General features: G+C 64.2%; 19 protein-coding genes and 1 pseudogene. 8 read left to right on the plus strand and 12 right to left on the minus strand.

Annotated elements, in window-relative coordinates; genetic code table 11:
- Both CWO89_RS10670 and CWO89_RS10675 read right to left on the minus strand, forming a co-directional pair.
- Positions 1 to 3,594: AsmA family protein (locus CWO89_RS10670; protein WP_130578581.1), on the minus strand; the 3,594-nt coding region annotated here is incomplete at its 3' end.
- A 128-nt stretch (positions 3,595 to 3,722) separates the two neighbouring features.
- Positions 3,723 to 4,951: pseudogene (locus CWO89_RS10675) on the minus strand (cytochrome P450).
- A gap of 140 nt (positions 4,952 to 5,091) precedes the next feature.
- Between CWO89_RS10675 and CWO89_RS10680 the strand changes: the two are divergent.
- Positions 5,092 to 5,724, plus strand: a complete 633-nt coding sequence (locus CWO89_RS10680) for a TetR/AcrR family transcriptional regulator (RefSeq protein ID WP_130578582.1) — start codon at positions 5,092 to 5,094, stop codon at positions 5,722 to 5,724.
- A 44-nt stretch (positions 5,725 to 5,768) separates the two neighbouring features.
- Here CWO89_RS10680 and CWO89_RS10685 read toward each other — a convergent pair whose 3' ends face one another.
- From CWO89_RS10685 to CWO89_RS10705, 5 genes are read right to left on the minus strand one after another with little or no spacing between them, the layout of a single operon-like run.
- Positions 5,769 to 7,079, minus strand: coding sequence for an MFS transporter (locus CWO89_RS10685; protein WP_130578583.1), 1,311 nt, complete (start codon positions 7,077 to 7,079; stop codon positions 5,769 to 5,771).
- On the minus strand, positions 7,079 to 7,828 hold the full coding sequence (locus CWO89_RS10690) for an ABC transporter ATP-binding protein (protein ID WP_165421090.1): 750 nt from the start codon (positions 7,826 to 7,828) through the stop codon (positions 7,079 to 7,081). Before CWO89_RS10690 ends, CWO89_RS10685 begins: the two co-directional genes overlap by 1 nt.
- Positions 7,809 to 9,608, minus strand: a complete 1,800-nt coding sequence (locus tag CWO89_RS10695) for a branched-chain amino acid ABC transporter ATP-binding protein/permease (RefSeq protein ID WP_130578585.1) — start codon at positions 9,606 to 9,608, stop codon at positions 7,809 to 7,811. The genes CWO89_RS10690 and CWO89_RS10695 overlap by 20 nt, the downstream gene beginning before the upstream one ends.
- Positions 9,608 to 10,465 (minus strand): branched-chain amino acid ABC transporter permease, encoded by an 858-nt coding sequence (locus CWO89_RS10700; RefSeq protein WP_130578586.1) that lies wholly within the window; start codon positions 10,463 to 10,465, stop codon positions 9,608 to 9,610. Before CWO89_RS10700 ends, CWO89_RS10695 begins: the two co-directional genes overlap by 1 nt.
- 23 nt (positions 10,466 to 10,488) lie before the next feature.
- The gene (locus tag CWO89_RS10705) at positions 10,489 to 11,685 is read right to left on the minus strand and encodes an ABC transporter substrate-binding protein (RefSeq protein ID WP_245475972.1); all 1,197 of its coding nucleotides are present in this window, start codon (positions 11,683 to 11,685) and stop codon (positions 10,489 to 10,491) included.
- Positions 11,686 to 11,981: 296 nt separating this feature from the next.
- On the opposite strand from CWO89_RS10705, the gene CWO89_RS10710 reads away from it, so the two are divergent.
- The 5 genes from CWO89_RS10710 to CWO89_RS10730 all read left to right on the plus strand — a co-directional run bounded on the left by CWO89_RS10710 (position 11,982) and on the right by CWO89_RS10730 (position 16,788).
- Positions 11,982 to 12,713, plus strand: coding sequence for a cytochrome c biogenesis CcdA family protein (locus CWO89_RS10710; RefSeq protein ID WP_130578587.1), 732 nt, complete (start codon positions 11,982 to 11,984; stop codon positions 12,711 to 12,713).
- 98 nt (positions 12,714 to 12,811) lie between these two features.
- Complete coding sequence (locus CWO89_RS10715) at positions 12,812 to 14,500, plus strand: SulP family inorganic anion transporter (protein WP_130578588.1); 1,689 nt, start codon at positions 12,812 to 12,814, stop codon at positions 14,498 to 14,500.
- 236 nt (positions 14,501 to 14,736) lie between these two features.
- Positions 14,737 to 15,429, plus strand: a complete 693-nt coding sequence (locus CWO89_RS10720) for a helix-turn-helix transcriptional regulator (protein WP_130578589.1) — start codon at positions 14,737 to 14,739, stop codon at positions 15,427 to 15,429.
- Between the two features lie 54 nt (positions 15,430 to 15,483).
- Entirely contained in the window at positions 15,484 to 15,858 is a 375-nt protein-coding gene (locus CWO89_RS10725) for a VOC family protein (RefSeq protein ID WP_349644873.1), read from the plus strand.
- 39 nt (positions 15,859 to 15,897) lie between these two features.
- Entirely contained in the window at positions 15,898 to 16,788 is an 891-nt protein-coding gene (locus tag CWO89_RS10730) for an alpha/beta fold hydrolase (protein WP_130578591.1), read from the plus strand.
- A 226-nt stretch (positions 16,789 to 17,014) separates the two neighbouring features.
- Here CWO89_RS10730 and CWO89_RS10735 read toward each other — a convergent pair whose 3' ends face one another.
- Complete coding sequence (locus CWO89_RS10735) at positions 17,015 to 18,430, minus strand: FAD-binding oxidoreductase (RefSeq protein WP_130578592.1); 1,416 nt, start codon at positions 18,428 to 18,430, stop codon at positions 17,015 to 17,017.
- A gap of 82 nt (positions 18,431 to 18,512) precedes the next feature.
- Here CWO89_RS10735 and CWO89_RS10740 point away from each other — a divergent pair, with 82 nt between their 5' ends.
- Positions 18,513 to 19,028 (plus strand): thioesterase family protein, encoded by a 516-nt coding sequence (locus tag CWO89_RS10740; protein WP_130578593.1) that lies wholly within the window; start codon positions 18,513 to 18,515, stop codon positions 19,026 to 19,028.
- Positions 19,029 to 19,095: 67 nt separating this feature from the next.
- On the opposite strand, the gene CWO89_RS10745 is transcribed toward CWO89_RS10740, so the two are convergent.
- The 4 genes from CWO89_RS10745 to CWO89_RS10760 all read right to left on the minus strand — a co-directional run bounded on the left by CWO89_RS10745 (position 19,096) and on the right by CWO89_RS10760 (position 22,113).
- Positions 19,096 to 19,269, minus strand: a complete 174-nt coding sequence (locus tag CWO89_RS10745; RefSeq protein WP_130578594.1) for a DUF1328 domain-containing protein — start codon at positions 19,267 to 19,269, stop codon at positions 19,096 to 19,098.
- 174 nt (positions 19,270 to 19,443) lie between these two features.
- A complete protein-coding gene (locus tag CWO89_RS10750) occupies positions 19,444 to 20,829 on the minus strand; it encodes a phospholipase D-like domain-containing protein (protein ID WP_245475974.1) in 1,386 nt (461 codons plus the stop codon).
- Positions 20,830 to 20,853: 24 nt separating this feature from the next.
- Positions 20,854 to 21,099 carry a hypothetical protein gene (locus CWO89_RS10755; RefSeq protein ID WP_130578595.1) on the minus strand — a complete coding sequence of 82 codons (246 nt, stop codon included), beginning with the start codon at positions 21,097 to 21,099 and terminating at the stop codon, positions 20,854 to 20,856.
- 27 nt (positions 21,100 to 21,126) lie between these two features.
- Positions 21,127 to 22,113 (minus strand): chymotrypsin family serine protease, encoded by a 987-nt coding sequence (locus CWO89_RS10760; RefSeq protein WP_130578596.1) that lies wholly within the window; start codon positions 22,111 to 22,113, stop codon positions 21,127 to 21,129.
- Positions 22,114 to 22,350: 237 nt separating this feature from the next.
- Between CWO89_RS10760 and CWO89_RS10765 the strand changes: the two genes are divergently transcribed.
- Positions 22,351 to 24,915, plus strand: coding sequence for an ATP-dependent helicase (locus CWO89_RS10765; RefSeq protein ID WP_463699091.1), 2,565 nt, complete (start codon positions 22,351 to 22,353; stop codon positions 24,913 to 24,915).
- Positions 24,916 to 24,989: the final 74 nt, after the last annotated feature.

A 24,989-nucleotide genomic window follows, 5' to 3' on the forward strand; every position in this document is an offset into this window, starting at 1 on the left:
CTTGACGTCGATCGGCGGCGGCAATGGGGCGAGCTGCGGCTGGCTCGCGACTGACGCAGGCGGATTGGCGGCTGGTGTGCTGGCCGGCGGCTGCGCCAGCGGCGGACGCGGTGCGCTCGTTTTTGGCTTTTGCGCTCCCTTGCGCGGATCGCGGCCCGGGATCGGTACGTCGGTTGATGCTGGCGGGATCGTCGCGCTCGCATCGGGAGCTTCCGCCGGCTCCTGCGGCGGGATCAGCGGTGGCGTCGGCTGGAACGTTGGAGGCGGCTCGCCGCGCTCAATCGCATCCAATCGCCTGGTCTCGCGGTCGATCGCACGCACCGCGAGCCAGGACGACAGCGCCGCGACATCGACGCTGCGGGTGAGGCCATCAGGCGTGCCCACCGCGAACAACTGGATTTCCGGCCGGCTCGCCGCGGTGATCGCGGTCGGCACCAGCGCGGCGCGGATGTCGGCCTGGTCGGCCGGAATGTCGTAGCCGCCGGAGATCGTGGCATTGACGCCATTGGCCGCGAGCGTGCTGGCGCCGACACGAATCCGCCCGTCGCGGATGTTGAACGGAAGCTGGGCTGAGGCGACCGACAGCGCGCCGTTTGCGAGCGCCTGCTCGACGATCTGCTTCAGCCGCGCATCATCCGAGACCTGACCATTCTCACTGGCGCGGATCGCGATGTCGAAGGCGCGCGGATCGAGCCCGGCAATACGCGCCGCTTCCAACGTGATTGTGCCGCTGCCGGACACCGCGCCGGTCAGCGCCGCGGCGCTGCGGCCCTGGCTCATCAATGTCATCTGCAACGAGGCGCGGCCCTTGGGCATGCTGAGATTTCGGTAGCTCAATGCCGTGCCATCGACGCCATTAAGCTGCACGCTCGCATTGACGGTGATGCCGTTCGCACTCGGCCTTGCATCGATGGCGGCGCTGAGATCGCCGCCGCCGATCTTGCCCTTGAGGGCCTCAAAGGTCAGCGCCTGGCCGTCGCTCTTGATCGTGCCGCTCACCGGCTGCAATTCGCTGCCGCCCGGCAGTTCGCCGCGCAACGCCTGGAAGACGATGTTGCCGCGCCAGCCCTTGAGCACGCCGCCGCCGAGCGGCTCGGCCGGATCATGCCCGCCGGCGCCGATCGCAAACGCGAACACCGGTGCGAGCGTGACCTGGTCGAGCCCGATCTCGCCCTCGATGTTCTTCTCATCCCCCATGGCGAGCGCGACACGGCCTCGCAGCCGCGAGCCGCCGACGATGCTGTCGAGGTCGTCAAACGACAGCCTGTTGCCGGCAAGCGAGACGCGCGACGACAGGCGGACGCCGTTCACCGGCGTGTCCGACGACTTCAGATCGAGCAGCGGACTGATGTCGGCGCTCCTGACCCGCAGGTTGATGCTGGCCTTCTTCGCCTCGTCCCATGGCTCGGCCGAGCCTTCGGCGTCGGCATCAAGGCCCGCGCCCCACATCCTCGCCTTCAGCCGCAACGGCGCGCGCCAGGCGCCGTTGACCGAGCCTTCGAATTGCGCGGGGCCGTCGCCGACCGTGATGACGCGATCGAGCCCGAGCAGCGCAAGCATTGTACGCCCCTGCCCCGCTGAAAATCTGGCGTCGACACCGAGATCGCTGCGGCTGAGGGCATCGAGATCGGTGCTGCGGATCGCGGCGACCAGCGGCTTCGCCGTCACCGTGGCGGAGCCCTTGAGCTGGGGCGCGTCGAGATCCAACGCGGCGCGAAGGCTGCCGCGATCGGCCTGTCCCTTGTCGAGATCAAGCGCGAGCTTCAGCCGCGCCGGACCGGGAACCGCAGCCAGCGTGTTGAGGCGCGATGCCGCTGATGGCGCGAACGATGAGGCCAGACCGGTCAACTGGCTGAGCGACGCAGCGTTTGCGTTGAGCGCGAGCTTTCCGGTCGCGTTGATGCGATCGAAATTGCCGGTGCCCTCGATCGTCACGCTGTCCGGCTGGCCGATCTTCAGCCGCTCGAGCGAGACCATCTTCGGTCCATAGCCGAGCTTGGCCTGCAGCGGACGCAGCTCCTGCCCGGCCGAAATCGCACGGCCGATGTCAAGCGAGAGCTGCGCTTCCTCCGGCCATTCGGCCTGCGGTCCCGCCAGCGAGCGTATGACGGCGGTGGCCGCGTCGAGGTCCAGCCGGTCGGCCTTCACGTTGGCGTCGACCTTCGCGCCGCTATTGCCGCCGGGATACGACACCGCGACACGTCCGGTGATCGCGCCACCATCGATCTCGGCCTTCATGGCGTCGACGGTAAAGCCGTTTGCGGCGACCGTGACGTCGCCGCGCAGCTTGAGCGGTTTTTGATTGCGAGACAGCAGATCGCTGCGGCCCTGCAGCCAGGCCATCAGCGCATCGGGATCGGAAGACTCCACATTGAGCGCCGCCTTGAAGCTGTCGGACTGGGCGCTTTGCGGGCCAGCACCGCTGAGCGAGACGCGCGTGGCGCCCGGTGCGCGGAAATCGAGCCGCCGCACCGTCCAGCCCTTGTCGTCGCCGTGAAGCTCGGCCGCGATATCCTGCAGCGGCCGCCCGCCGAGCATGATTTTCTCGGACGAAAATTCGATCTGCGACGGCAGCGCGACGTGCGGAACGCCCGACAGCAGCGCGCGCAGCGCCGGCAGCGCACGAACCGGCTCAGCATTATTGTCCTTCGTGGCAAAGCGGTCGACATCGAGTTGCCGAGCCGAGAGCGAGGCGCGCAGCAGCGGCGAAGCGCCGAAGCGGATGTCGCCCGCGCCCGCAAGCTTCAGCGCGCGGTCTTCATTGCCATAGCTGATCTCGATCTGCTCGAGCCGCGCCGCCGAATAATCGGCCTTGACCCTGGCTCCCATACGCCAGGGCGTCGGCGCGGCGTCATCATTCTTTGATGCGGGCGGAGAGGCCAGCGCCACCACGCCTTCGAAGCGTGGCGCGCGGGACTCGAAGGTGAGCACGCCGTCGAGATCAGCCGACAGCGGGCGCTGGCCGGGGTCGATGTTGACATGCACGCGGGTGCCGCTGCCATCGGCGCTCTGGCCGGAGGAAATCCGGAACGGATAGCGGGAGCCGTCGAACGTGAAATTGCCATCGCCGCGGATCGCGCCGGCAAGCGAGCGGACATCGCCGCTGAAGGCGATGTCGCGCAGTTCCAGCGTGCTGTGGCTCGCCGCGTCATGCAGGGCGATGCGGCCGGTGAGGTTGACGCGATCGATCGCAAGCGAGGCGAAGTCGAACGTGCCCTGCGAGGCCGGCCAATCGATCCGTCCCTTCTGGTCCAGACCGAGGTCCACCGACATGCCATTGACGGTGAGCTGCGTGGCGCGCCATTCGCCGCGCATCAGCGAACCCAGGCTGAACTCGACGTCGAGCTTGTCGGCCCGGACCTTGCCGCGATCGTTGTCGCCGCCGATCACGGCCGAACGCAACCGAAGCTGCGGCGCCGGCAGCAGCCGCGCGTCAAGCTCGCCGCCGATGCGCACGGGCGCGCCGATGATTCGCGTCGCCTCTGCCTCGAATTGCGGACGGAACTGGTTCCAGTCAATGAAGTACGGTCCGACCAGCGCGGCGATCAGCGCAAGAATGAACGCGATTGCCAGGCCGAGCAGCGTCGTCTGCACGGTGTCTCCCTTTGAGCCCCGCCCCGGCGCGCGTGGCCAATACGGCGCCGGAGCAACCCAATATATAGAGAGAAGTATGGCGAAGTCACAGCGGTATCACACTGCGGCCGCTGGGAGGAGCGAGAAGGTTACCAGCTCGCCGGCAGGCGCCGTAGCCCCCGCAGCACGAAGGTCGGCCGCCACTGTGGATTTTCCGCGTCATCCAGCCGCAGGTCCGGCAGGCGGCGGAGCAGCGTCGAGATCGCGATTTCGGCCTCGATCCGCGCCAATTGGGCGCCGAGACAGAAATGGATGCCGCCGCCGAAGGACAGCGGTTTCACATTGGGACGGGCGATATCAAGCCGCTCCGGATGGTCGGGATAGACAGCCGGATCGTGGTTGGCCGAGCCCAGCAGGCACAGCACGGCCTCGCCCTTGGGTATGCGCTTGCCGCAGAGATCGATGTCCTCCAGGGCAGCCCGCCCGGTCATTTGCACGGAGGAATCGTAGCGCAGGAATTCCTCGATGGCGTTGGTGATCAGGCCGGGATTGGCCTTGAGCAGCGCGAGCTGATCGGGGTTGCGGTGGAGCGCCAGCAGGCCGTTGCCGATCAGGTTGACGGTCGTCTCGTGCCCGGCCCCGAACAGAAGGATGATGTTGGCGGTCAGCTCTTCGTTGCTGAGCTTGTGGCCGTCCTCCTCCGCCTGCACGAGCTGCGTCGTCAGGTCATCGCCGGGCTGCTTCCGCCGCAGCTCGAAGAGCTGCTGGAAATACATCTCCGACATCTTGGTTCTGGCGTTGCCCTGCTTGATCTCCTCAGGCGACAATGGCACCGGTTCGAGGATGCGCCCGCTGTCGCGCGAGCCGGTATAAAACGTTTCGCGATGCTCCTCGGGGATTCCGAGCATGTCGCAGATCACCGTCACCGGCAGGCGGAACGCAAAGTCCTCGATCAGGTCCATCCTGCCCTGCGGGATGACCCGATCGAGCGTCTGATCGACGATCTCCTGAATCCGCGGCCGCATGTCTTCGACCCGGCGCGCGTGAATGCCTTCACCACCAGGCCGCGCAGGCGGGTATGATCGGGGGGATCCTGCTGCAGCATCATCTGACTCATGCTGCGGAAGACCGGGTCCTCCATGGCCTTTGGCCCGTAGCGGCGTATGGCGCGGCCGGCATAGTCCTTGCCAAAGTGCTTGTCGCGCAACACGAAGCTCACCTCGGCCTGACGGCTCGCGACGAAAGCGCCGAACGGCGTGACGTGCATCGGGTCCTCGGCGCGCAGCCGTTCGTAATGGGGATAGGGGTTGCGGATGAATTCCGGCGCCAGGGGATTGAACAGCGGATCGCTGTTCGCCGGCCGAGCTTGCTCGTTCATGGTGACCTCAATCGGTTGCCGCGTTGCGACGATTTCACATTGAACGCTACCGGCCGCCGCTTCGTGCGGGCCCAAGCGTTTCCACCCCTGAAACTCGATACACTCTTGTATCGAGTTGCATTGTGGCCTAAACAGGGCCGATGTCAAGAGTTAGGACCAGACCGACCAGGGACGACACCTGCGAAAAGCTGTTCGAGGCGGCGGCGCGCGTGTTCGAGGAACAGGGGATCGGCGGCGCCAGCATCGAGGCGATCGCGGCCGCCGCCGGTTTCACGCGCGGGGCGTTCTATTCGAACTTCAAGAGCAAGGAAGAGCTCATCATCGCGATGCTCGAGGACCATGTCGAGCAATCGATCCGGCGCAACCTCGACCTGCTGGCCCAGCACACCAATCTCGCCGACTTCATCGAGGCGTTGAAGCACATGGACCGCACCAGACAGGATCCGCTCGGCCGCTCGCCGCTTCTGCACATGGAGATGATCCTGTTCGTCGCACGCGCGGAGAAGCGCCGGCCCGAACTTGCGAAGCGCCTGCGCGCCCGGCGCAAGCTGGTCACCGACATCATCGAGACCGCGCGGAAGGATAGCGGCAGGAACGGCCGGCTGGATGCGGCATGGACCGCCGCGATCGTGCTGGCGCTCGAGGACGGCTTTCGCCTGCACCGCCTGATCGATCCGGAAACCACGCCGGCCGACAGCTTCCTGCGCGCGATCGGCGACCTGCAGCGCACGATCGGCAACGCAGACCGCGCCGTAGCCCGGGTGGAGCGCTAGCGTAACCCGGGACGCCTGCATCAGCGCTTGCGAGCGGCCCCGGGTTACGCTGACGCTTCACCCGGGCTACGGCTCTGCAACGTGTGCAAACGCCCCGCCACAGCGCGGACTTTTCCAGGCGCTGCCTGCCAGATCGCGAAGGCGGACAACGCGCTCACGACAATGCTGATCGCAAAGGCCGCCGTGTAGCTGCCGGTGAAATCATACAACAGCCCCGTCGCCCACGGGCCCGCAGCGCCGCCCGCGAGCGCGGCCAGCATGATGGTGCCGAAGATGCTGCCGTAATGCCTGCCCTGGAAGATCTCGACCACGACCGGCCCCATCACCGAGGTCAGGCCATAGCCGAGCGCACCTTGCGTGAACACCATCAGATAGACCAGCGGCAACACAGGCGCATATTTCAGTGCGACCAGGCTCGCAAAGCAGACCGCGAAGCCGGCGCAACTGATCGCCCACACCGCTTCGCGCCCGATCCGGTCGGAGAGATGGCCAAGCCAGATCTGGCCGGGAATGCCGAGCAGGCTGACGACGCCGAGCGACCACACCGCGACATTCGGGCTGAAGCCGATGTCGAGCAGGAACTTGGTCTGATGCACCTGCACCGCGTACCAGATGTAGAGACCGCAGAAATAGCCGAGCGCGATCCACCAGAAGCGTGCGGTGCGGAGTGCCAGGGACAGCGTCCAGTCGGTGCCGGCCCAGACGGGATCGACGATGTTCGACACCGGCTTTGCCGAGGCCGCGGTCGGCGCGGCATCGCCGTCGGGCAGCAGGCCGAGATCTTCGGGACGCTTTTGCACCAGCAGATTGATCGGCGCAAGCACGACCAGCACGAGGATGCCGATCGCGGTGCAGGCGGTGCGCCAGCCGGTCTGCTCGATCATGTGCTGCACCCACGGCAGCAAGGTCACCGAGCCGATGCCGACACCGGCGAAGGCGATCCCGATCGCGAGACCGCGGCGGCGGATGAACCAGTTCGGCAGGAAGAACGATTGGCCGGAATAGCCGAGGCAGACGCTGCCCGCGCCAACGAGAACGCCGATGCTGAGATAGAGGTGCCAGGGCTGCGTCGTCAGCGGCGCCAGCAGGAACCCTGCGCCCATCAGCACGACGCCGAGTTCCATCACCGCGCGCGGTCCGGCGCGGTCCATCAGGCGGCCGATCAGCGGACTGGCGATGCCGGAGGCCACGAAGCCGAACGAGAATGCGCCGGCGGTGACGCCGCGGTCCCAGCCGAACTCACTGAGGATCGGTGGATAGAACAGCGAGAACGCGGTGCGCGCATTGACGCCGATCGCCATGGTGACGAAGGTCACCGCGATGATGATCCAGCCGTAGAAGAAGGGAAGCCGCATCAGTGGGTCACCAGCGCGTGGCTCTCATGGCCGAAATAGGCGCGCTCGAGCCGCTGCGCCAGATTGCTTTCGTCGGTCGGTGCTTCCAGCACGATATTCCCCTGCACCAGGGCGTAGACACGATCCGCCGTCGCCAGCGCCTTCTCCAGCAATTGCTCGACCAGCAATACCGCGGTGCCCTGCGCGCGCAAGCGGCCGATGACGTTGAGGACCCGATCGACCAGCACCGATGACAGGCCGGCCGACGGCTCGTCGAGCATCAACAGCCGCGGGCGACGCACGAGGCCTTGCGCGACGGTGAGCATCTGCTGTTGCCCGCCCGACAGCGCGCCGCCGCGCTCGTGACGCTTTTCGGCGATCTCGGGGAAATACGCCAGGGCTTCCTCGACGCGTTGTGCGCGCTCGGCGCGCGGCACGTCGTAGCCGGCAAGCAGCAGATTGTCGGTGACGGAGATTTGCGTGAACACGCGATGGCCCTCGATCACATGGACGAGGCCGGCACGCGCGGCATCTCGCGGCGTCGCGTTGGTCATGTCGTGGCCGTCGAAGCGCACTTGTCCCGCAGTCACCGGCAGCAGTCCCGACAGCGCGCGCAGCATCGTGGTCTTGCCGGCGCCGTTGGGGCCGAGCAGCGCCACCACCTCGCCGGCGGCGACCTGGAAATCGATGCCATGAAGGACGCGGATCTTGCCGTAGCCGGACTCGAGCGCGCGCACGGAGAGCAGAGGTTCAGCCGCCGAGGTACGCACTGACCACCTCCTTGTGAACGCGGATTTCGGCCGGCGTGCCCGCCGCCAGCGTGCGGCCGAGATTGAGCACGGTGACCTGGTGGCAGATGTCGAAGATGAGATCGGCGTGATGCTCCACAAGCAATACACCGGTGCCGCGTGCGCTAATCGCCTTGATCAGGGACGCCAGCCGCTCGATCTCGTCGTTGGAAAGGCCGGCCGCGGGCTCGTCGAGCAGCAGGAAATCGGGATCGAGCATCAGCGCACGCGCGATCTCGATGAAGCGGAGTTCGCTGTGCTGCAGGCGGTCGGCGCGCACCTCCGCCAGCGTCTCCAGCCCGACCACGCCGAGCAGCGCCCGCGCTTTCGCCGCCAGCATCCGCTCGTCTTCGCGATTGCGCGGTGCCGACAGCATCGCCTCGACGAAGGTCGCCCTGCCCTCCACCGAGCCGCCGATCATCACGTTCTCCAGCACCGAGGCCTCGCCGATCACGCGCGGGGTCTGGAATGTCCGCGCGATGCCGCAAGCCGCGCGCAATGCCGGCTGGCCCGGCGGCAACACGTCCTCGCCCAGCGTCATCGCGCCGGCCTTGGCAGCGTAATAGCCGGAGATGACGTTGAGCGTCGTGGTCTTGCCGCTGCCGTTCGGGCCGATCAGGCCGTGGATCTGGCCGGGCGTCACGTCGAGGTCGAGCCCGTCGATCGCCTTCACATTGCCGAAGCTCAGCGCAATGCCACGCAGCTCGAGGTGCTTGCCGCCCGTGCGCCGACGCACGATGTCGGCGAGAACGGCCGGACGCGGCACGATGGCGCGGTTACTGGCAAGCGGGCGGCGGTTGCGGAAATCCAGCAGTGCCGCGATGCCGCCGGGCATCACCAGCACGATCACCAGCAGCAGCACGGCGTAGAGGAAGGTCGACCAGGCCGCGAGCGGCGCGGCGATCTCAGGCAGGATGGTCAGGATGATGGTGCCGAGCATCGGCCCCAGGATCGAACCGCGGCCGCCGATCAGGATCGCGATGAAGAACAGGACTGACAGATCGAAGGTAAAGGCGTCGGGCGTGATGTAGGTCTGCAGCGTCGCGAACAATCCGCCGGCGATTGCGGCCAGCGCGCCGGCGAACAGGAAGATCGCGATCAGCATCCTTGGCTTCGAGATGCCGGTCGCTTCCGCCGCCACTTCGGCGTCGCGCACCGCGATCAGCGCGCGGCCGAACCGGCTGCGGGCGACGTTGGCGCTCATCCAGGTGGCGACCACCGCAAACGCGACGCAGAGCGCGTAGAAGCCCCAGGGCGTATCGAACGGCGCCGGGAATTCCGGGCCGGCGATGCCGATCCCGCCTCCGGTCACGCTCTGCCAGGCCAGCGCGATCTGCGTGACGATGGTGGCAAAGCCCAGCGTCGACATCGCGAAATAGAAGGTGCGCAGGCGCAGCGCCGGCAAGCCGACGATCACGCCGAACAGCGCGCCGACGCAGCCGGCAATTGGCAATGCGAGGAACACCGGCAGCGCCGGCGTGACATTGCCGGCGACGAGCACGCTCGTCGTGTAGGCGCCGAGCGTCAAGAGCGCGACATAGCCGATCGCAAGGTGGCCGGCGAAGCCGACCACGAGGTTGAGGCCGGCGACCAGCACCCAGTAGATCGCCATGCGCGTGCCGATCAGCGCCCAATAATCGTTGCTGACGAACGGCAGCAGCAATGCGAGCGCGAGGATGCCGAGGAACGGCGCGATGTGCGGCAGGGCGGTGCGCCACGCGCCGCTTTCGCCCTGAGCAGAGGTTGCGGTGACGGCCGTCATCACACCCTCCGCGCCGAGCTTCCGCCGAACAGGCCTTGGGGCGCTGCCAAGAGGACCACGATGAACAGGGTGAAGACGGCAACGGACGAGAAGATGCCGCCGACCAGGAAATTCGCGGCCTGCTGGAACAGGCCGAGCGCCAGCCCGCCGAAGATGGCGCCGCGGTTGTTGCCGAGGCCACCAAGTGCCACCGGCACGAAGCCGTAGAAATTGAGTAGCGCGCCATTGGCAAAGAACGCCAGCAGGAGCTGGCCGCCGGAAAAGCCGGCGATGCCGCCGATCACGCCGGCCAGCGCATAGCTTGCCACCCTCAGATTGCGCTCGGGAAGACCGAGCGCACGTGCCGCGAAATTATCCTCCGCGATCGCGACGAAGGCGCGGCCAACCAGAGTGCGGCGGTAGAGATATTCCAGCGCCACGATCGTCACCGCGCAGGCGATGACCGGCAGCCAGAACTTCTCCTCCCAGACGCCGCTGCCGAGCCCGATCACGCGCGGGAACGGCTGCGGCTCGGTGCCCCATTTGATCGCCGCGATCTGCTGGATCATCAAGGCCAGCGCCAGCGTCGAGAGCACGTAGAGATGCTGGTCCAAGCTCTTCAGGACTGGGCGCACAGCGACGAACTCGGTGATGACGCCGACGATCGCGCACGCGGCCAGCGTCAGGACGAAGCCCACGATGATGGGCATGCCCATCTTCAAGGTGAACATCGAGCCGAGCACGCCGCCTAGCATGGCAAGCTGTCCCGCGGTGAAGCTCATCACCCGCGAGGTCGAGAACATCGTGTTGTAGGTGACGCCGACGAGCGCGTAGATCGCGCCCGCCGCGAGACCGGATGCGAGGATCGAGGCGAGCATCGGATGCACCCTCTGCCGCCGGCCTATGTATAGCCCGGCGCCAGCGCGAACGTGCCGTTCTTGGCGGTGCTGGCCTCCGACATCACGATCTCTTCGGTCGGGTAGCCGTTATGCTGCGTCGGCGTGAAGGTGTAGGTGCCGAAATAGCCGGGATATTTCGACAGCGTGTTCCAGTATTTGACGAGGCCCGCGCTTTCGGTCGAACCGCTTTCGGCGACCGCCTTGGCGATCAGCTCGATCGCGTCGATGCCGCCCGCGACCCACCACAACAGCGTGTCGTTGAGCGCGACATTCGCCTTGGCCAGGCGCGCGACGAGCTCCTCGCTCTTCGGCGGCAGTTTGCCGGATGCATCGTAGCTGCAGCTCTTGTAGCCGATCGCATAGACCTTCTTCCAGTTCTCGGGCTTATCGACGAGACCAGCGAGTTCGCCCGATGCGAGCGAGGGATGGCCGACGAACGGCACGTCCCAGCCCATAGCGGCGCGGGTGTTGAACATCCGCGCCTCCATGCCGGTGGTGACACTCCAGACCACGATGGCCTCGGAGCCCGCATTCTTGGCGCGCAGCATGTCGGGCGTCATGTCCGGCTGGGTCGCATCGATGTTGGCCTGGTAGACGACGTCGGCGCCGTCCTTCTTGAACGCCGCCACCGAGGCGCCGACCGCGGTCACGCCATAGCCCGTGGTGTCGCCGATGACGGCGACCTTCTTCACCTTGAGGACGTTGAGGCAATAGTTGCGGACCGCGTCGTCCCACTGGCTGTTCGACGGCGCCATGCGGAAGGCGTTCGGATATTTGGTGGTGTCGATCAGGGTTTCGACCACGCAAGGGTGAATGTCCGGGATCTTGGCCCGCGCCATGATCGGCGTGGTGGCGAGCGCTTCGCCGGAATTGACCGGCCCCCAGATGGCATGGACCTTGGCCTGGCTGATCAATTCCTGCGTCGCGTTCACCGCCTTGGTCGGATCACCCTGCGTGTCGCGCATGACGAGCTCGATCTTGCGGCCCTTGACGCCGCCGGCCGCATTGATGCTGTCCACCGCAAAATTGATGCCGCGGTTGAAACCGACGGTCGGCGCGGAACTCGGGCCGGTGATCGCCGCGAGGCAACCGATCTTGATCGGCTCGGACTGGGCAATGGCAGGCTTTGGGAACGAAAATGATGCGGCGCCCAAGGCGCCGGCGCTTCCCAACAGCATGTTGCGGCGTGAAATAGCCATGTGTGATGCTCCCGTTCGTTTCCTTTTTGCGGCGCCCATCTTTGGATTGCAGGCGTCCGCATGATTTTATTGTCCCGGCTGGCGGCCGAGGCTTGTCGCGGGACTGAAGTTTGAGCCTGACGGCGCCGGCTTGTCCAGCGTTTATCCCGTAGAATTGCGGAGACGATTCGCGATCAATGCCCGGACACGGGCCTGTGACCGATCTGTTAGGCTTTCAGCGCATGAAACCTCTGGAAACTTGTCGCCGTCCACGTCAATAGGTTGCGACGCCAGATGCCGCTCTCGAAGGTCAGTTGATGCACGATGTCTCGATCCCGGCAGCCTTGATCGCCGGACTAGTCAGTTTCCTGTCGCCCTGCGTGCTGCCGCTGGTGCCGCCCTATCTGGTGTATCTGACCGGCGCGACCATCGAGCATGTCGCCCATGACGAGAGCACGCAGGCCTCCAAGCGCGCAGTCATGACGGCGGCCTTGATGTTCGTGCTCGGCTTCTCCACCGTGTTCGTGGCGCTCGGCGCCAGCGCCTCCCTGATCGGCGGGCTGATCCGCGCCTGGTCGGCACAGCTCTCCATCGTCGCCGGCATCGTCATCATCGTGATGGGACTGCACTTCCTCGGGCTGACGCGGATCGGGATATTGATGCGCGAGGGCCGGATGAGCATGCCGAAGCCGGTCGGGCTGTGGGGCGCCTATGCGATGGGGCTCGCCTTTGCGTTCGGCTGGACGCCCTGCATCGGCCCGATCCTCGCCGCGATCCTTTCGATCGCAGCAGCCGAGGCGACCGTGACCAAGGGCGCCGCGCTGCTTGCGATCTATTCCGCCGGGCTCGGCATCCCCTTCCTGCTTGCAGCGTTCGCGGTCAAACAGTTCTCGTCACTGTTCGCGCGGATGAAGCGGCATCTCCGGACGGTCGAGCACGTCATGGGCGTGCTGATGATCATCACCGGCATCGGCTTTCTCACCGGCGCCGTCACCAATGTCAGCATCTGGCTGCTCGAGACGTTTCCGGCGCTGCAGAATATCGGCTGAGGCTTGGTCAGACTTGTGCCAGCGCCAAAGCAATGCTGGCCTTTCGCATCACGATGTCGAATAGTGGGCGGCCCTTACGCTAATCGCACCGAGGACCGATGGCCGAGGACACGCCCGGGACAGCAGGCCGCTCCTGGCCGATCTTCCGCTCGCTGGCCGCGTTCCGGCCGGGCGATTTGCCCGGCGACCTGATCGCGGGCCTGACACTGGCCGCGATCGCAATACCCGAGCAGATGGCGACTGCGCGCCTCGGCGGCTTCGCCCCCCAGATCGGCTTTTTCGCCTTCATCGCAGGTTCGCTCGGTTTTGCCATGCTGGGCAGCAACCGCTTTCTGTCATGCGGCGCCGACTCCACGATCACGCCGATCTTCGCCGGCGGCCTTGCGCTGATGGCAGCCGCCGGCTCCCCGGAGGCTATCGCGCTTGCCGCGGCCCTGGCGCTGATGGTCGGAGTGATCCTGGTCGCCGGCAGCCTGTTTCGCCTCGGCTGGATCGCCAACCTGCTGTCGACCCCGGTCACCATCGGCTTTCTTGCCGGCATCTCCATCCACATCATGGTTTCGCAACTGCCCGTCGTGCTCGGCGTACCGCCACCGAAAGGACCGATGCTCGAGCGGATCGCGGAGATTGCAGAGCATCTTCCTGCCGCCAACTTCTACTCCGTCAGCATCGGGCTTTTCGTGCTGGCCTTTGTTGCCGGATCCGAGGCCATCAGCGCCAGGATTCCCGGCGCACTGGTCGCGCTGGTGGCGGCGACCGCCGCCGTGATCTGGGGCGGATTGGAAACCAAAGGGGTCAGCGTGGTCGGCACCGTGCCGGGCACGCTGCCGATGCCGTCGTTTCCTGAGATCTCTCCGGAACGATGGGTCAAGCTGCTGTCATTGGCTCTCCTGGTCGCCATCGTCGTGATGGTCCAGACCGCGGCGACGACGCGGGCATTTCCTTCCGATCCGGACCAGCCCGCCGATGTCGACCGCGATTTTCTCGGCGCCGGGGCCGGCAGCATCCTAGCCGGCCTGTTCGGTGCCTTTCCGGTGGACGCGAGCCCGCCGCGAACCGGCATCGTGGCCGAGACCGGCGGACGCACGCAGCTATCGGGACTGTTCGCCGCATCGATCGTGCTGGCGCTGCTGGCGTTCGGCGCCGCGCTGCTGCATCACGTTCCGGAGGCTGCGCTGGGCGGCGTCCTGCTTTTCGTAGCGTTGCGCATCATTCGCGTCAGCCAGATTGCCGCGATCTTTCGCCAATCGGTCGGCGAGTTTCTGCTTGTGGTGGCAACGGCAGCTTCGATCATCATCCTGCCGATCGAGCAAGGTGTCGCCGTCGGCATCGCGCTCTCGCTGCTCCATGGCATCTGGAGCACGACGCGGGCGCGGCTCGTCGTGTTCGACCGCGTACCTGATACCACGATCTGGTGGCCGGCCAACCCGAACATCAGGGGCGAGCGCGACCCGAAAGTTGCCGTGGTCGGCCTGCAGGCGCCGTTGTCGTTTCTCAACGCCTCGAGCTTTGGTGCCGACGCGCTGAAGGTCATCAAGACGGCAACACCGAAGCCAAGGCTGCTGGTGATCGAAGCCAGCGGCATCGTGGAGATCGATTTCACCGCCGCACAAACGCTGCTCGATCTGTTCCGTGAATGCAGCGAGGAAGGCGTGACCGTTGCGATCGCTCGCCTCGAATCGACCCGCGCCCAACAGGCATTTGAGCGCTTCGGCCTCTATCACGCGCTACCGACGAACCACGTCTTCCATAGCGTCGCCGAAGCCGTTCGCACGCTGGCCGGCTAGGCGCAAGGCGCCCAGGGCGCGTACTCATAAATCGAACTCGACTTGGTGCAGGCTTGCCAATGTCCGCTATGTCCCCGGTAGCGACCAAAATTCCGCATCGTAACGAAATGACGCAATGGGCCCAGAAGCAGACATTACTTTCAATTCAATGATACGCGGAACCCGCAATCATTTGCGGCGATAACTCGATTATTTATGCTGCCAGATTCTGGCAGTAAGTTATGACACAGTCCGCCATGTCGCGCGCGCAACGACTGCTCGATCTGATACAGATACTCCGCAGGCACCGTCATCCTGCGGCGGCGAATAAGCTGGCCGAAGAACTCGGCGTATCGCTCCGCACAATTTATCGGGACATTGAGACGCTGAAGGGCCAAGGAGCCCATATCGATGGGGAACCCGGGGTCGGTTACATCCTCCGTCCCGGCTTCATGTTGCCCCCTTTGATGTTTTCGGAAGAGGAAATCGAAGCGCTGGTCCTGGGCGGTCGATGGGTCGCTGCCCAGCCGGATGAGCCGCTCGGCAAAGCGGCCGGCAACGCGCTCTCAAAGATTTCGGCCGTGCTGCCCCAAGATCTCCAACGGAGCCTGGAAACATCAAGCTTGATGGTAGGGGTCCGTCGTCCGGCCGCAGGCGACGCCGAGTTGCCGACCATCCGAATGGCAATTCGGAGCGAGCGCAAGTTGCGTATCACCTACAGCGACGAGAAGGACAACCGCACCGCTCGCAACATCTGGCCGATTGCGCTCGGATTCTTCGAGCGGATGCGCGTCGTGGCCGCTTGGTGCGAAATGCGTCGTGACTACCGCCATTTCCGAACCGACCGGATCCTCTCGCTAACGCTATCGGAGCGGCGCTATCCGCGTCGGCGCACCGACATGCTCCGGGAGTGGAAGCAGCGGGATTGTATCGTTCCGGAATCATCCTGACAGAAATTGGCAGCGCCATCCTGTAAGCGTCGACCATGTCAATTTGAACAGGAGATGTCCGTGGCCGACTTAAACCTCGTGGTGCTGTACGTCGATAATGCGCAGGTGAGTTCCGCCTTCTACCAAGCGTTGCTGGAGCAACCGGTCTCCCAGTCTTCCCCCAAATTCGTGGTCCTCCCGCTCGGCAAGGGCACCATGCTGGGCTTGTGGCAGCGGGACAACGTCGCGCCTCCGGTCGCCGCCGAGGCCGGCGGAAGCGAGATCGCGCTGACTGTCGCCAACGTAGACGCGGTACGCGACACCTACGAGGCATGGAAGGCCCGCGAGGTCCGGATCGCGCAGCCTCCGACCGCGATGGCTTTCGGGCACACCTTCGTCGCGCTCGATCCCGACGGCCATCGCCTGCGCGTTTTTGCCCCGGCCGGATAATCCGATTTCCGCAGGTCGATCTTCGAGAAGGACCTTAAAATGACGCAAAGCATCCAACCCCAAGTTCGAACGAGTGAACGCTCCGATCCCGAAGCCTGGTTGGCAGCCATGCCGCGACGGACCGTCGGCACCAAATTTGGGGACATCGTAGTGCGGACCGGCGGGAACGAAAGCAAGTCCGTCATGGTGTTCTGGCCCAGCCTGCTTCTGGATTCGTCTATGTGGAGTCACCAGGTCGAACACTTTGCGCCCGACTACCGCATCGTAACGATCGACCCGCCGGGAATCGGTGAATCTGCGCCGCTCCGTCAAGCGATGACGGTTGGCGATTCCGCCGCCTGTTTCCGTCAGATCCTCGACAGCCTGGGTATCGAATCCTGCATCGCCGTCGGCAATAGCTGGGGCTCGTTGGCGGCCGCGGTCCTCGCAGCCGATCATCCCGAGCGGCTGGACGCTGCAATCCTCACCAACGGCACAGCCGCGCCGCCCACGCCCGAAATTCTCGCGCAGATGACCGGAATGGTTGCCGAATTGGAAAAGTGCAAGACCGCGCCAGACTGGTTACTTGCAGCCACGCAACAGGCCTTCTCCGCTGACGTGCCCGATCCAGAATTCATGGCCTATCTTGGCCGAGTGCTGCGGGAGGACCCTATTTCGATTGCGTTCGGGATGAAGAATATCCTGCTCGGACGTGAGGATCTTCATCCAACAATGCGTCGCATCCGCGACGTGCCGGTCCTGGTCGTCGCAGGAGACCAGGACCATGTTTTCGACGTCGCTCAATCGAGGAGTCTGGCGGCCTCCATCGAAGGGTGCGATTTCGTTCTGTTGCCGAACACGGGCCATTTGGCCCCGCGACAGAACCCGAAAGCCGTGAATGCAGCGATCGACGCATTCCTTACGGCTCGGCTGAAAAATGAAGATACTTAGTCGTCGTGTACGAGGTCTTCCGTCCGTAAACGGACCTCTTCACCAAAGCTGCAAGGGTCTGCTTTGGGTCATTCGCTACAGGGGCAATCCAGCGGCAAGTCCAGCCATGTCCGCTGTGACGCCGAAAGGCCGCGTGCTGGTCTTGCCGGACGGCCATATCGTTTCGCCTCGAAATTTACTCCGCGCATAACCGGCGTTGAAGCGCGTTGCGAAACGTATCCTCTGGCTACGCCGGCACGATCTTGCCCGGATTGAAGATATTCTGCGGGTCGAGCGCCTTCTTCAGTGCGCGCATGGCGTCGAGCGCCTCGGGTCCAAGCTCGGCTTCGAGATATTTCTGCTTGCCCTGCCCGATACCATGCTCGCCGGTGCAGGTGCCGCCCATCGCCTGCGCGCGCTCGACCAGGCGATGCATGAAATCCTCGCCGCGTGCCATCTCCTCGGCATTGTCGACGTCGCAGACCAGCGAGCAATGGAAATTGCCGTCGCCGACATGGCCGACGATCGGAGAGAGCAAATTGAGCCGCTTCAGATCCTCTTCCGTCTCGGTGACGCAATCGGCGAGCCGCGAGATCGGCACGCAGACGTCGGTTGCGACCACGCCAGAGCCGGGCCGCAGCGCCTTCACCGCCCAATAGGCGTCATGTCGCGCCTGCCAGAGCTTTGTGCGGTCCTCCGGCTTGGTGGTCCAGGTGAAACCCAGCCCGCCGCATTCGGAGGCGATCTCCTTGAAGTTCTTCGACTGCTCGGCGACCTCGGCCTCGCTGCCGTGGAACTCGAGCAGCAACAGCGGCGTCTCCGGCAGCGTCAGTTTCGAATAGGCGTTGCACGCCTTCACCTGCGCCGCATTCAAGAGCTCGATGCGGGCGACGGGAATGCCGGTCTGGATCGCCAGGATCGTCGCCTGGCAGGCGCCGCGCACGGTCTCGAACGAACATGCGGCCGCCGCGATCGTGTCGGGGATGCCGCGTAGTTTGATTGTGAGCTCGGAGATGATGCCGAGCGTGCCCTCGGCACCGACGAACAGATGCGTCAGGTCGTAGCCGGCGGAGGATTTCTTGGCCCGCGTGCCCGTGGTGATGATCTCGCCGTCGCCGCGCACGACCTTCAGCGCCAGCACGTTCTCCCGCATGGTGCCATAGCGCACCGCGTTGGTGCCGGAAGCGCGCGTCGAGGTCATGCCGCCGAGCGAGGCATCGGCGCCGGGATCGATCGGGAAGAACAGGCCCTGGTCGCGCAGATGCTCGTTGAGCGCCTTCCGCGTGACGCCGGGCTCGATCACGCAGTCGAGGTCCTCGGCATGCACGGCGAGCACGCGGTTCATGTCGCGCAGATCGATGCAGATGCCGCCGGCCGGCGCGTTCACCTGCCCCTCCAGCGAGGTGCCGGTGCCGAAGGCAATCACGGGAACACGATGTTTGGCGCAGATCCGCACCACGTCCTGGATGTCGGCGGTCTCCTGCGCCATCACCACCGCATCCGGCGGCTGCGGCGGCAGCCAGGTCGTGGTGTGGGCGTGCTGGTCGCGCACCGCCTGCGAGGTGATCAGGCGATTGCCGAAGCGCGCCGCCAGCGCGTCGATCGCGCCCTTGAGGGCCTGCGGCTCTGGACGCGCTGGATTGTTCGAAATCGTAGTCGCCACGTGAAATTTCCTCCCGGCTTCAGCCGACCGTGGCAAAGGTTATATAAGGGGTCAAGAGCACGACACAAACAAACAGGAATGCATGATGACGACCGTTAATGCCGCCAGGGACACGAAACTGCCCTCCGCCCCGTTCCTGTCCTCGGTGATGCAGGTCGAGCCGCAATGGATCGACTATAACGGCCACCTCAACATGGCCTATTACAACGTGATGTTCGACCGCGCCATCGACGAGATCTGGCTGCAGCTCGGCATCGGCCCCGCCTACAAGAAAGAGCGCCAAGGGTCGACCTTTACCGCCGAATGCCACGTGCGCTATTTGCGCGAGATCAATCTCGGCGATCCCGTCCAGGTCACGGTCTATCTGCTTGGCGCCGACGACAAGCGGCTGCACACCTTCGAGGAGCTGCGCCACGCGACCGAAGGCTGGATCTCGGCGACCTCCGAAAACATGTCGCTGCATATCGACATGAACTCGCGCAAGGTCGCCCCATTCCCATCCGATATCCGCGCCCGCATCAAGGCGATCGCAGATATCCATGCTTTGGTCCCGCGCCCCGAGGGCATCGGCCGCAGCGTGGCGATGGCCTCGCGATAGCAGCGCATGATCCGGAAAAGTGGGGACCGGTTTTCCGAAAAGGTCATGCGCCAACTAAGATCCGCGCCTAGACCCTGGAGCGGCCGCGCACCAGGCCGACCACTGCTGAGATGAGGAACAGGATGATGGCGATGAAGAAGATCGCCTTGGCGATCTCGATGGAGACACCGGCGATGCCGCCGAAGCCCAGGATACCCGCGATCAACGCGATGATCAAAAACGTTACGACCCAGCCTAACATGGCCAAACCCTCTGCTTTCCGTTTCCACCGGCGCGATCGATCATCGCGCCAGACTTGAGGAAACAATCCGCCCCCAAAACGATGGTTCCGGGCGGTGGAAGCGCGAAATTTGCCGCTGCTCACGGAACAAAACCGGGCTTTGGATGCGGCCGGGTCGGGCCTTCGCTGCTGCTGTCACACCTCCTGATAGTCGGCGGGAGCGACCCTGACGTATCCGCCGGCGCGCAGCGACTCAGGCTCAACGATCTCCTCGGCGGGAGCTGTCGGCGCATTGCGCGCGGTCTTCCAATCGCTCTCGAATATCTGCGTGAAGTAATCGCAGATGCCCGGATGAGAGAGCCACACGCCGGCCTCGCGATTCTTGGAGACGGCGGAATCGGACCAGTTCTGCGAACTGACCAGGACATCCTGGCCATCGACCAGGATCATCTTGTTATGGCAATGCACGAAGCGGGTCGTATCGATGTATCGTATGTTCTTGCCGGCCACGAGGCCGAACTGCTGCTTTAGCAGCGCCAGGTTTTTCTTCTCGGCGTCGAGATCCTCCTTGCCGAAGACCTTGCCGAGAATGATGCGGATATCCAGCTTCTTGTTCTGCTTTCGCGCGTCCGCAATTGCCGTCAGCAATTTCTGGATGTCAGGCTGCTTGCCACGAATGTATTGCTGCTCGATCAATACCGACTTCTTTGCCGCCCGAAGCTTCCCCGGGATCACCTGCATGTAGTTGTCCGGACTGAGGACCGGCTGAACGGCAAGCGGCTTGGTGAGCTTGAAAGTCTTGCTCGGAAACAGCTTGGCCGGGATCTTCGTCGGCGCCCGCTCGATCATGAAAGCGTTGGCCGCTGCAATGGCCTGAGCCAGCGCTTCCGGTCCCGTCAGCTCGAGATTCATGTCGCTTTCGAGAATGCCGGTGAAGAATTTCGAAAGTTTCCTGGAGCGGATCGCCAGGCCGGTGTCGCGATTGCCGGGCCGGAAGTGAGCGGGATCGCCGCCGTCCTTCACGTTGAGGGGTATGCTGTTCTCGCTGTAGTTACCGCTCTGCACGATGCACCATTCGCCATCGATGACGATCACCTTCTCGTGCGATGAGCTGAAGAAGTGCACCCGATGACTGGCGCACGATGGTGCCGGCACGCCGTCGACCCCGGCATCGTTCAGGTCATCGAACAGCTCCTGCTCATCCTTGCTGTCGATATCGAGCATGAGCTTGACCTTGACGCCGCGCGCGAGCGCATCCAGTACGAGCTGCTTGATATACTCGGCGGAAAAGTCATAGATGCCGATCAGGATCGACCTCTTCGCATCGTCAAACAGCTTCTTGGTCACCGCGAAAGTCGAATCCGGCGAGCAATAGGCGATGATTTCCTGATCGACGTCGACCGCGGGAACCCTGACTTTCTCGTATTCTTCGAGATGGCAGTTGCGCGGAACCATTTCCGGCATGAAGACGTCGGTCCGGACCGGCACCACGCGATCGCCCTCGGCCCGAACGCTCTGCGGTTCGGCAAGAAACGGCCCGCGATGCTTGAGCATCGATTGGCGCAATACGAAGCTCGGCATTTTATCCCCCCATGTTTGCGAGAATCATTCCGGTTTGAAAGGCTCGCTCTTTACGCAGACCAGCGGCACCTGGACGTCCCCCTTTTCCGTCGCGACGGTAAGCATGAGAGGCAGCGTCACGTTGGCTTCCGGAGCGACATGCGCGACGACGACCCAGCCGCGCTTGCCGTGATCCTTCCCCGCCTCCACGCCGATGGCATGGGCGCCGCATTTCAGCAGTTCGCGACTGTTGAGTTCGCGTGCCTTGTTGGCCTGTTGCTCGTTCGCCATCACCAATCCGCATGGCCGGTCCGCTTCTCATGCTTTCACGAAGCGGAACTTCAGCGCCTTCATGACCTCGGCAATCGGATTGAAGATACTCGCGGCACCCGACCCGGCAAAGTGCAAACCGACGATCTTCTTGCTTGCCTTGTCGACGATGATTGCGCCGGAATCGCCAGGCTTCGAATAATGCGTGCACTTCACCTGGTCCAGGAACCCGATCTTGCCGAGGCCCGGATAGGGCATGACGATCCTGAAGTGGACGTCCTGGACTTCGCCATCGGCATCTTCCGACGTCCGTCCGCGCGTGACGATCTTCATCCCGCGCACCGGATTGGTGGTCGCAAAGGGAGAAGCCGCTCCGCGTATGGAAAAATCTATCTTGTCGAGAAAGTCCTGATCGATCTCGGCGAGAGCCGCATCCACGCGGTTGAGAAAATCGTCACCGGTCTTGAACTTCAGGATAGCGGATAATGTCGCGACGACCTGATCCCTGCCGCCATTGTCGGACTCGCCGGGAAAGACGATCTTGTCGCCGACCTTCCCCAATCCGCTCTTGGCAAGCACGTGGGAATTGCTGAGCACGAACAGCTTCTTCCCCTTCTTGACGATCGCCCCAAGGGTTCCCGTATCCGTCAGATTTCCGATGCTATAGCCGCTGAGCAGCGGCGACTTCTGCTTGTTGACTTGGGGACGAACCTTTCCGATCGCCTGGACATCGGTGAATACTGCCTTGCGACCCGGCACACTCAGAACGGGAGGGATCATCTTCTGGCTCTTCATCCGGCTCTTGGCGATCTTCTTTTCGACGTAGAAGCACACGCTCAGTTCGCCGGTGTCTTTCTTCTCGGTGATCTTGTCCGCAATTCCGATGCCGACGATGTTGGGATCTTCGAAGACGGTCCGCACTCGCTCAACATGCCTTACCTCAAGCAGCCCCAAGGATTCCGGCCGGGCTCCCTTCTCGCCGCTGACCAGGTTGAGCGCATCAAGCAGTTCCTTCGGAGTATCGTTCCTTGCCATGACGCCTCCCCCAGAGATGCAAGCCGGCGAATTCAACAATCTTGAGTTGAGATTCGCATTTTGGCAAGCCTACGCGCCCGCCAGTCAATCGAATCTTGATGAAACTATTGCGATCCCGGCTGGGCTTTTGGCGACGCCCGTGGCACGCCGAAAACCGGCCTTTTATTGGCCATGCTGCCCTCGCAAACCGGCGGCGCGAGTGCCATGTTATCGACTTGAGAATCAAGGACTTCGTTATTGACTGATCTGCGCAAGCCCCTGCCACACGCCCCTGCTCCGGCGGCCTCGCCAGTGCCCGGCGGCATCGCCGCACGCGCCCGTGCGGCGGCAAGCCCGCAATATCTCGCAGGGCTCAATCCGGAGCAGCGCGAGGCGGTGGAGACGCTGGACGGTCCTGTGCTGGTTCTGGCCGGTGCCGGCACCGGCAAGACGCGGGTCTTGACTACCCGTATCGCCCATATCCTGAGCCAGGGCCGCGCACGGCCGCACGAGATCCTGTCGGTGACCTTCACCAACAAGGCGGCGCGCGAGATGAAGCTGCGGCTCGGCCAGATGCTCGGCCAGGCGGTCGAAGGTATGCCGTGGCTCGGCACCTTCCACTCGATCGCGGGACGCATCCTGCGCATCCATGCCGAGCTGGTGCAGCTCAAATCCAACTTCACCGTGCTTGATGTCGACGACCAGGTGCGGCTGTTGAAGCAACTGCTGCAGGCCGAGAACATCGACGACAAGCGCTGGCCGGCGCGGATGCTGGCCGGATTGATCGACACCTGGAAGAACCGCGGCCTGACGCCGTCACAGGTGCCGGCCGGCGAAGCCGCGAGTTTCGCCAACGGCAAGGGCGGCAAGCTCTATGCGAGCTATCAGGAACGGCTGAAGATCCTCAACGCTGCCGATTTCGGCGATCTCTTGCTCGAGAACATCCGCCTGTTCCGCGAGAACCCGGATGTGCTCAGGCAATACCAGAACCGCTTCAAGTTCATCCTGGTCGACGAATATCAAGACACCAACGTCGCGCAGTATCTCTGGCTGCGGCTGCTGTCGCAGGCGCCGTCGTCCAAGTCGGCTCCTCTCTCTACCGTCATTCCGGGGCGCATCGAAGATGCGAACCCGGAATCCGGAGATGAAGTGAACTCATCTCGAGATTCCGGGTCTGCGCTTTCAGCGCATCCCGGAATGACGGAGGTCACCTCTTCTGCATCCACTCCACCCAAGAACATCTGCTGCGTCGGCGACGACGACCAGTCGATCTACGGTTGGCGCGGTGCCGAGGTCGACAACATCCTGCGCTTCGAGCACGATTTTCCCGGCGCAAAAGTCATTCGCCTCGAACGCAACTATCGCTCGACCGGCCACATCCTCGCCGCCGCCTCGCATCTGATCGCGCACAATGAAGGCCGGCTCGGCAAGACCCTGCGCACCGAGGACCAGGATGGCGAGAAAGTCACCGTCACCGGCTCCTGGGATTCGGAGGAGGAAGCGCGCGGGATCGGCGAGGAGATCGAGGATCTGCAGCGCGCCGGCGAGAATTTGAACGAGATCGCGATCCTGGTGCGCGCCTCGTTCCAGATGCGCGAGTTCGAAGACCGCTTCGTCACGCTTGGCCTGCCCTATCGCGTGATCGGCGGTCCGCGCTTCTATGAGCGCGCCGAAATCCGCGATGCGCTGGCTTACCTGCGCACGATCAATTCACCCGCCGACGATCTCGCCTTCGAGCGCATCATCAATGTGCCGAAGCGCGGGCTCGGCGACGCCACCGTGCAGCTCTTGCACGACCACGCCCGCAAGCGCCGCATTCCGCTGTTCGAGGCCGCGCGCGCCGTAGCGGAGACCGACGAGTTGAAGCCGAAAGCGCGCGGGAGCCTCCGTGGTGTCGTGCAGCAATTCGACCGCTGGCGGGCGCAGAGCGAGGTGACCTCGCACACGGAACTGGCCGAGGTCGTGCTCGACGAGAGCGGTTACACCGAGATGTGGCAGAAGGACCGCTCGGCGGACGCCGCCGGCAGGCTCGACAACCTCAAAGAGCTCATTCGCTCGATGGAAGAGTTCGAGAACCTGCAAGGGTTCCTCGAGCACATCTCGCTGGTGATGGACCGCGACGGCGAAGCCGGCGACGAGGCCGTCTCGCTGATGACGCTGCATTCCGCCAAGGGCCTGGAGTTCGACAACGTCTTCCTGCCCGGCTGGGAGGAAGGCCTGTTTCCAAGCCAGCGCACGCTGGATGAGCAGGGCCGCGCGGGCCTCGAGGAAGAGCGCCGCCTCGCCCATGTCGGGCTGACCCGCGCGCGGCGCCGGGCAAAAATCTATTTCGCCACCAACCGCCGCATCCACGGCACCTGGTCGACCACGATTCCCTCACGCTTCCTCGACGAATTGCCGGCGCATAATGTCGAGATCACGGAATCCAAGGGCGGCTCCGGCTGGGGCGGCGCCGGCGGCTACGGCCCCTCGCGCTTCGACAATGTCGAAGCCTTTGGCTCCAGCTACACGACACCGGGCTGGCAGCGCGCCCAGGCCAACCGCGCCCGCAACCAGAACCGCGGCGGCTCGCGCGGCGGATTCGACGAGGAGCAATCGCCGTTCGGCGGTTTCGGCCGCAACAAGCGCGGCCCGATGGTGATCGAAGGCGAACTGGTGGCGAAATCCACCGGCACGGTTTCGGAATTTTCGCTCGATGACCGCGTGTTCCACCAGAAATTCGGCTACGGCCATGTGGTGAAGATCGACGGCAACAAACTCACCATCGCCTTCGAGAAGGCCGGCGAGAAAAAGGTGGTCGATAGTTTCGTGGAGCGGGTGTAAGAGGGTGTCCTGCGGGTCGCTCACTTAATGCCGGCAGAACAGGCTTTAAGGTCTACATGATCCAGGGTGGGGTT

This window comes from Bradyrhizobium sp. Leo170 (assembly GCF_004296405.1).
Lineage (GTDB): Bacteria > Pseudomonadota > Alphaproteobacteria > Rhizobiales > Xanthobacteraceae > Bradyrhizobium.

Excerpts from the sequence above, each read along its gene's own strand:
- CWO89_RS10680 (WP_130578582.1), top strand. The coding sequence starts at position 5,092 with ATGTCAAGAGTTAGGACCAGACCGACCAGGGACGACACCTGCGAAAAG.
- CWO89_RS10685 (WP_130578583.1), bottom strand. The coding sequence starts at position 7,079 with ATGCGGCTTCCCTTCTTCTACGGCTGGATCATCATCGCGGTGACCTTC.
- CWO89_RS10695 (WP_130578585.1), bottom strand. The coding sequence starts at position 9,608 with ATGACGGCCGTCACCGCAACCTCTGCTCAGGGCGAAAGCGGCGCGTGG.
- CWO89_RS10700 (WP_130578586.1), bottom strand. The coding sequence starts at position 10,465 with ATGCTCGCCTCGATCCTCGCATCCGGTCTCGCGGCGGGCGCGATCTAC.
- CWO89_RS10705 (WP_245475972.1), bottom strand. The coding sequence starts at position 11,685 with ATGGCTATTTCACGCCGCAACATGCTGTTGGGAAGCGCCGGCGCCTTG.
- CWO89_RS10710 (WP_130578587.1), top strand. The coding sequence starts at position 11,982 with ATGCACGATGTCTCGATCCCGGCAGCCTTGATCGCCGGACTAGTCAGT.
- CWO89_RS10715 (WP_130578588.1), top strand. The coding sequence starts at position 12,812 with ATGGCCGAGGACACGCCCGGGACAGCAGGCCGCTCCTGGCCGATCTTC.
- CWO89_RS10720 (WP_130578589.1), top strand. The coding sequence starts at position 14,737 with ATGTCGCGCGCGCAACGACTGCTCGATCTGATACAGATACTCCGCAGG.
- CWO89_RS10725 (WP_349644873.1), top strand. The coding sequence starts at position 15,484 with ATGTCCGTGGCCGACTTAAACCTCGTGGTGCTGTACGTCGATAATGCG.
- CWO89_RS10730 (WP_130578591.1), top strand. The coding sequence starts at position 15,898 with ATGACGCAAAGCATCCAACCCCAAGTTCGAACGAGTGAACGCTCCGAT.
- CWO89_RS10740 (WP_130578593.1), top strand. The coding sequence starts at position 18,513 with ATGATGACGACCGTTAATGCCGCCAGGGACACGAAACTGCCCTCCGCC.
- CWO89_RS10745 (WP_130578594.1), bottom strand. The coding sequence starts at position 19,269 with ATGTTAGGCTGGGTCGTAACGTTTTTGATCATCGCGTTGATCGCGGGT.
- CWO89_RS10750 (WP_245475974.1), bottom strand. The coding sequence starts at position 20,829 with ATGCCGAGCTTCGTATTGCGCCAATCGATGCTCAAGCATCGCGGGCCG.
- CWO89_RS10755 (WP_130578595.1), bottom strand. The coding sequence starts at position 21,099 with ATGGCGAACGAGCAACAGGCCAACAAGGCACGCGAACTCAACAGTCGC.
- CWO89_RS10760 (WP_130578596.1), bottom strand. The coding sequence starts at position 22,113 with ATGGCAAGGAACGATACTCCGAAGGAACTGCTTGATGCGCTCAACCTG.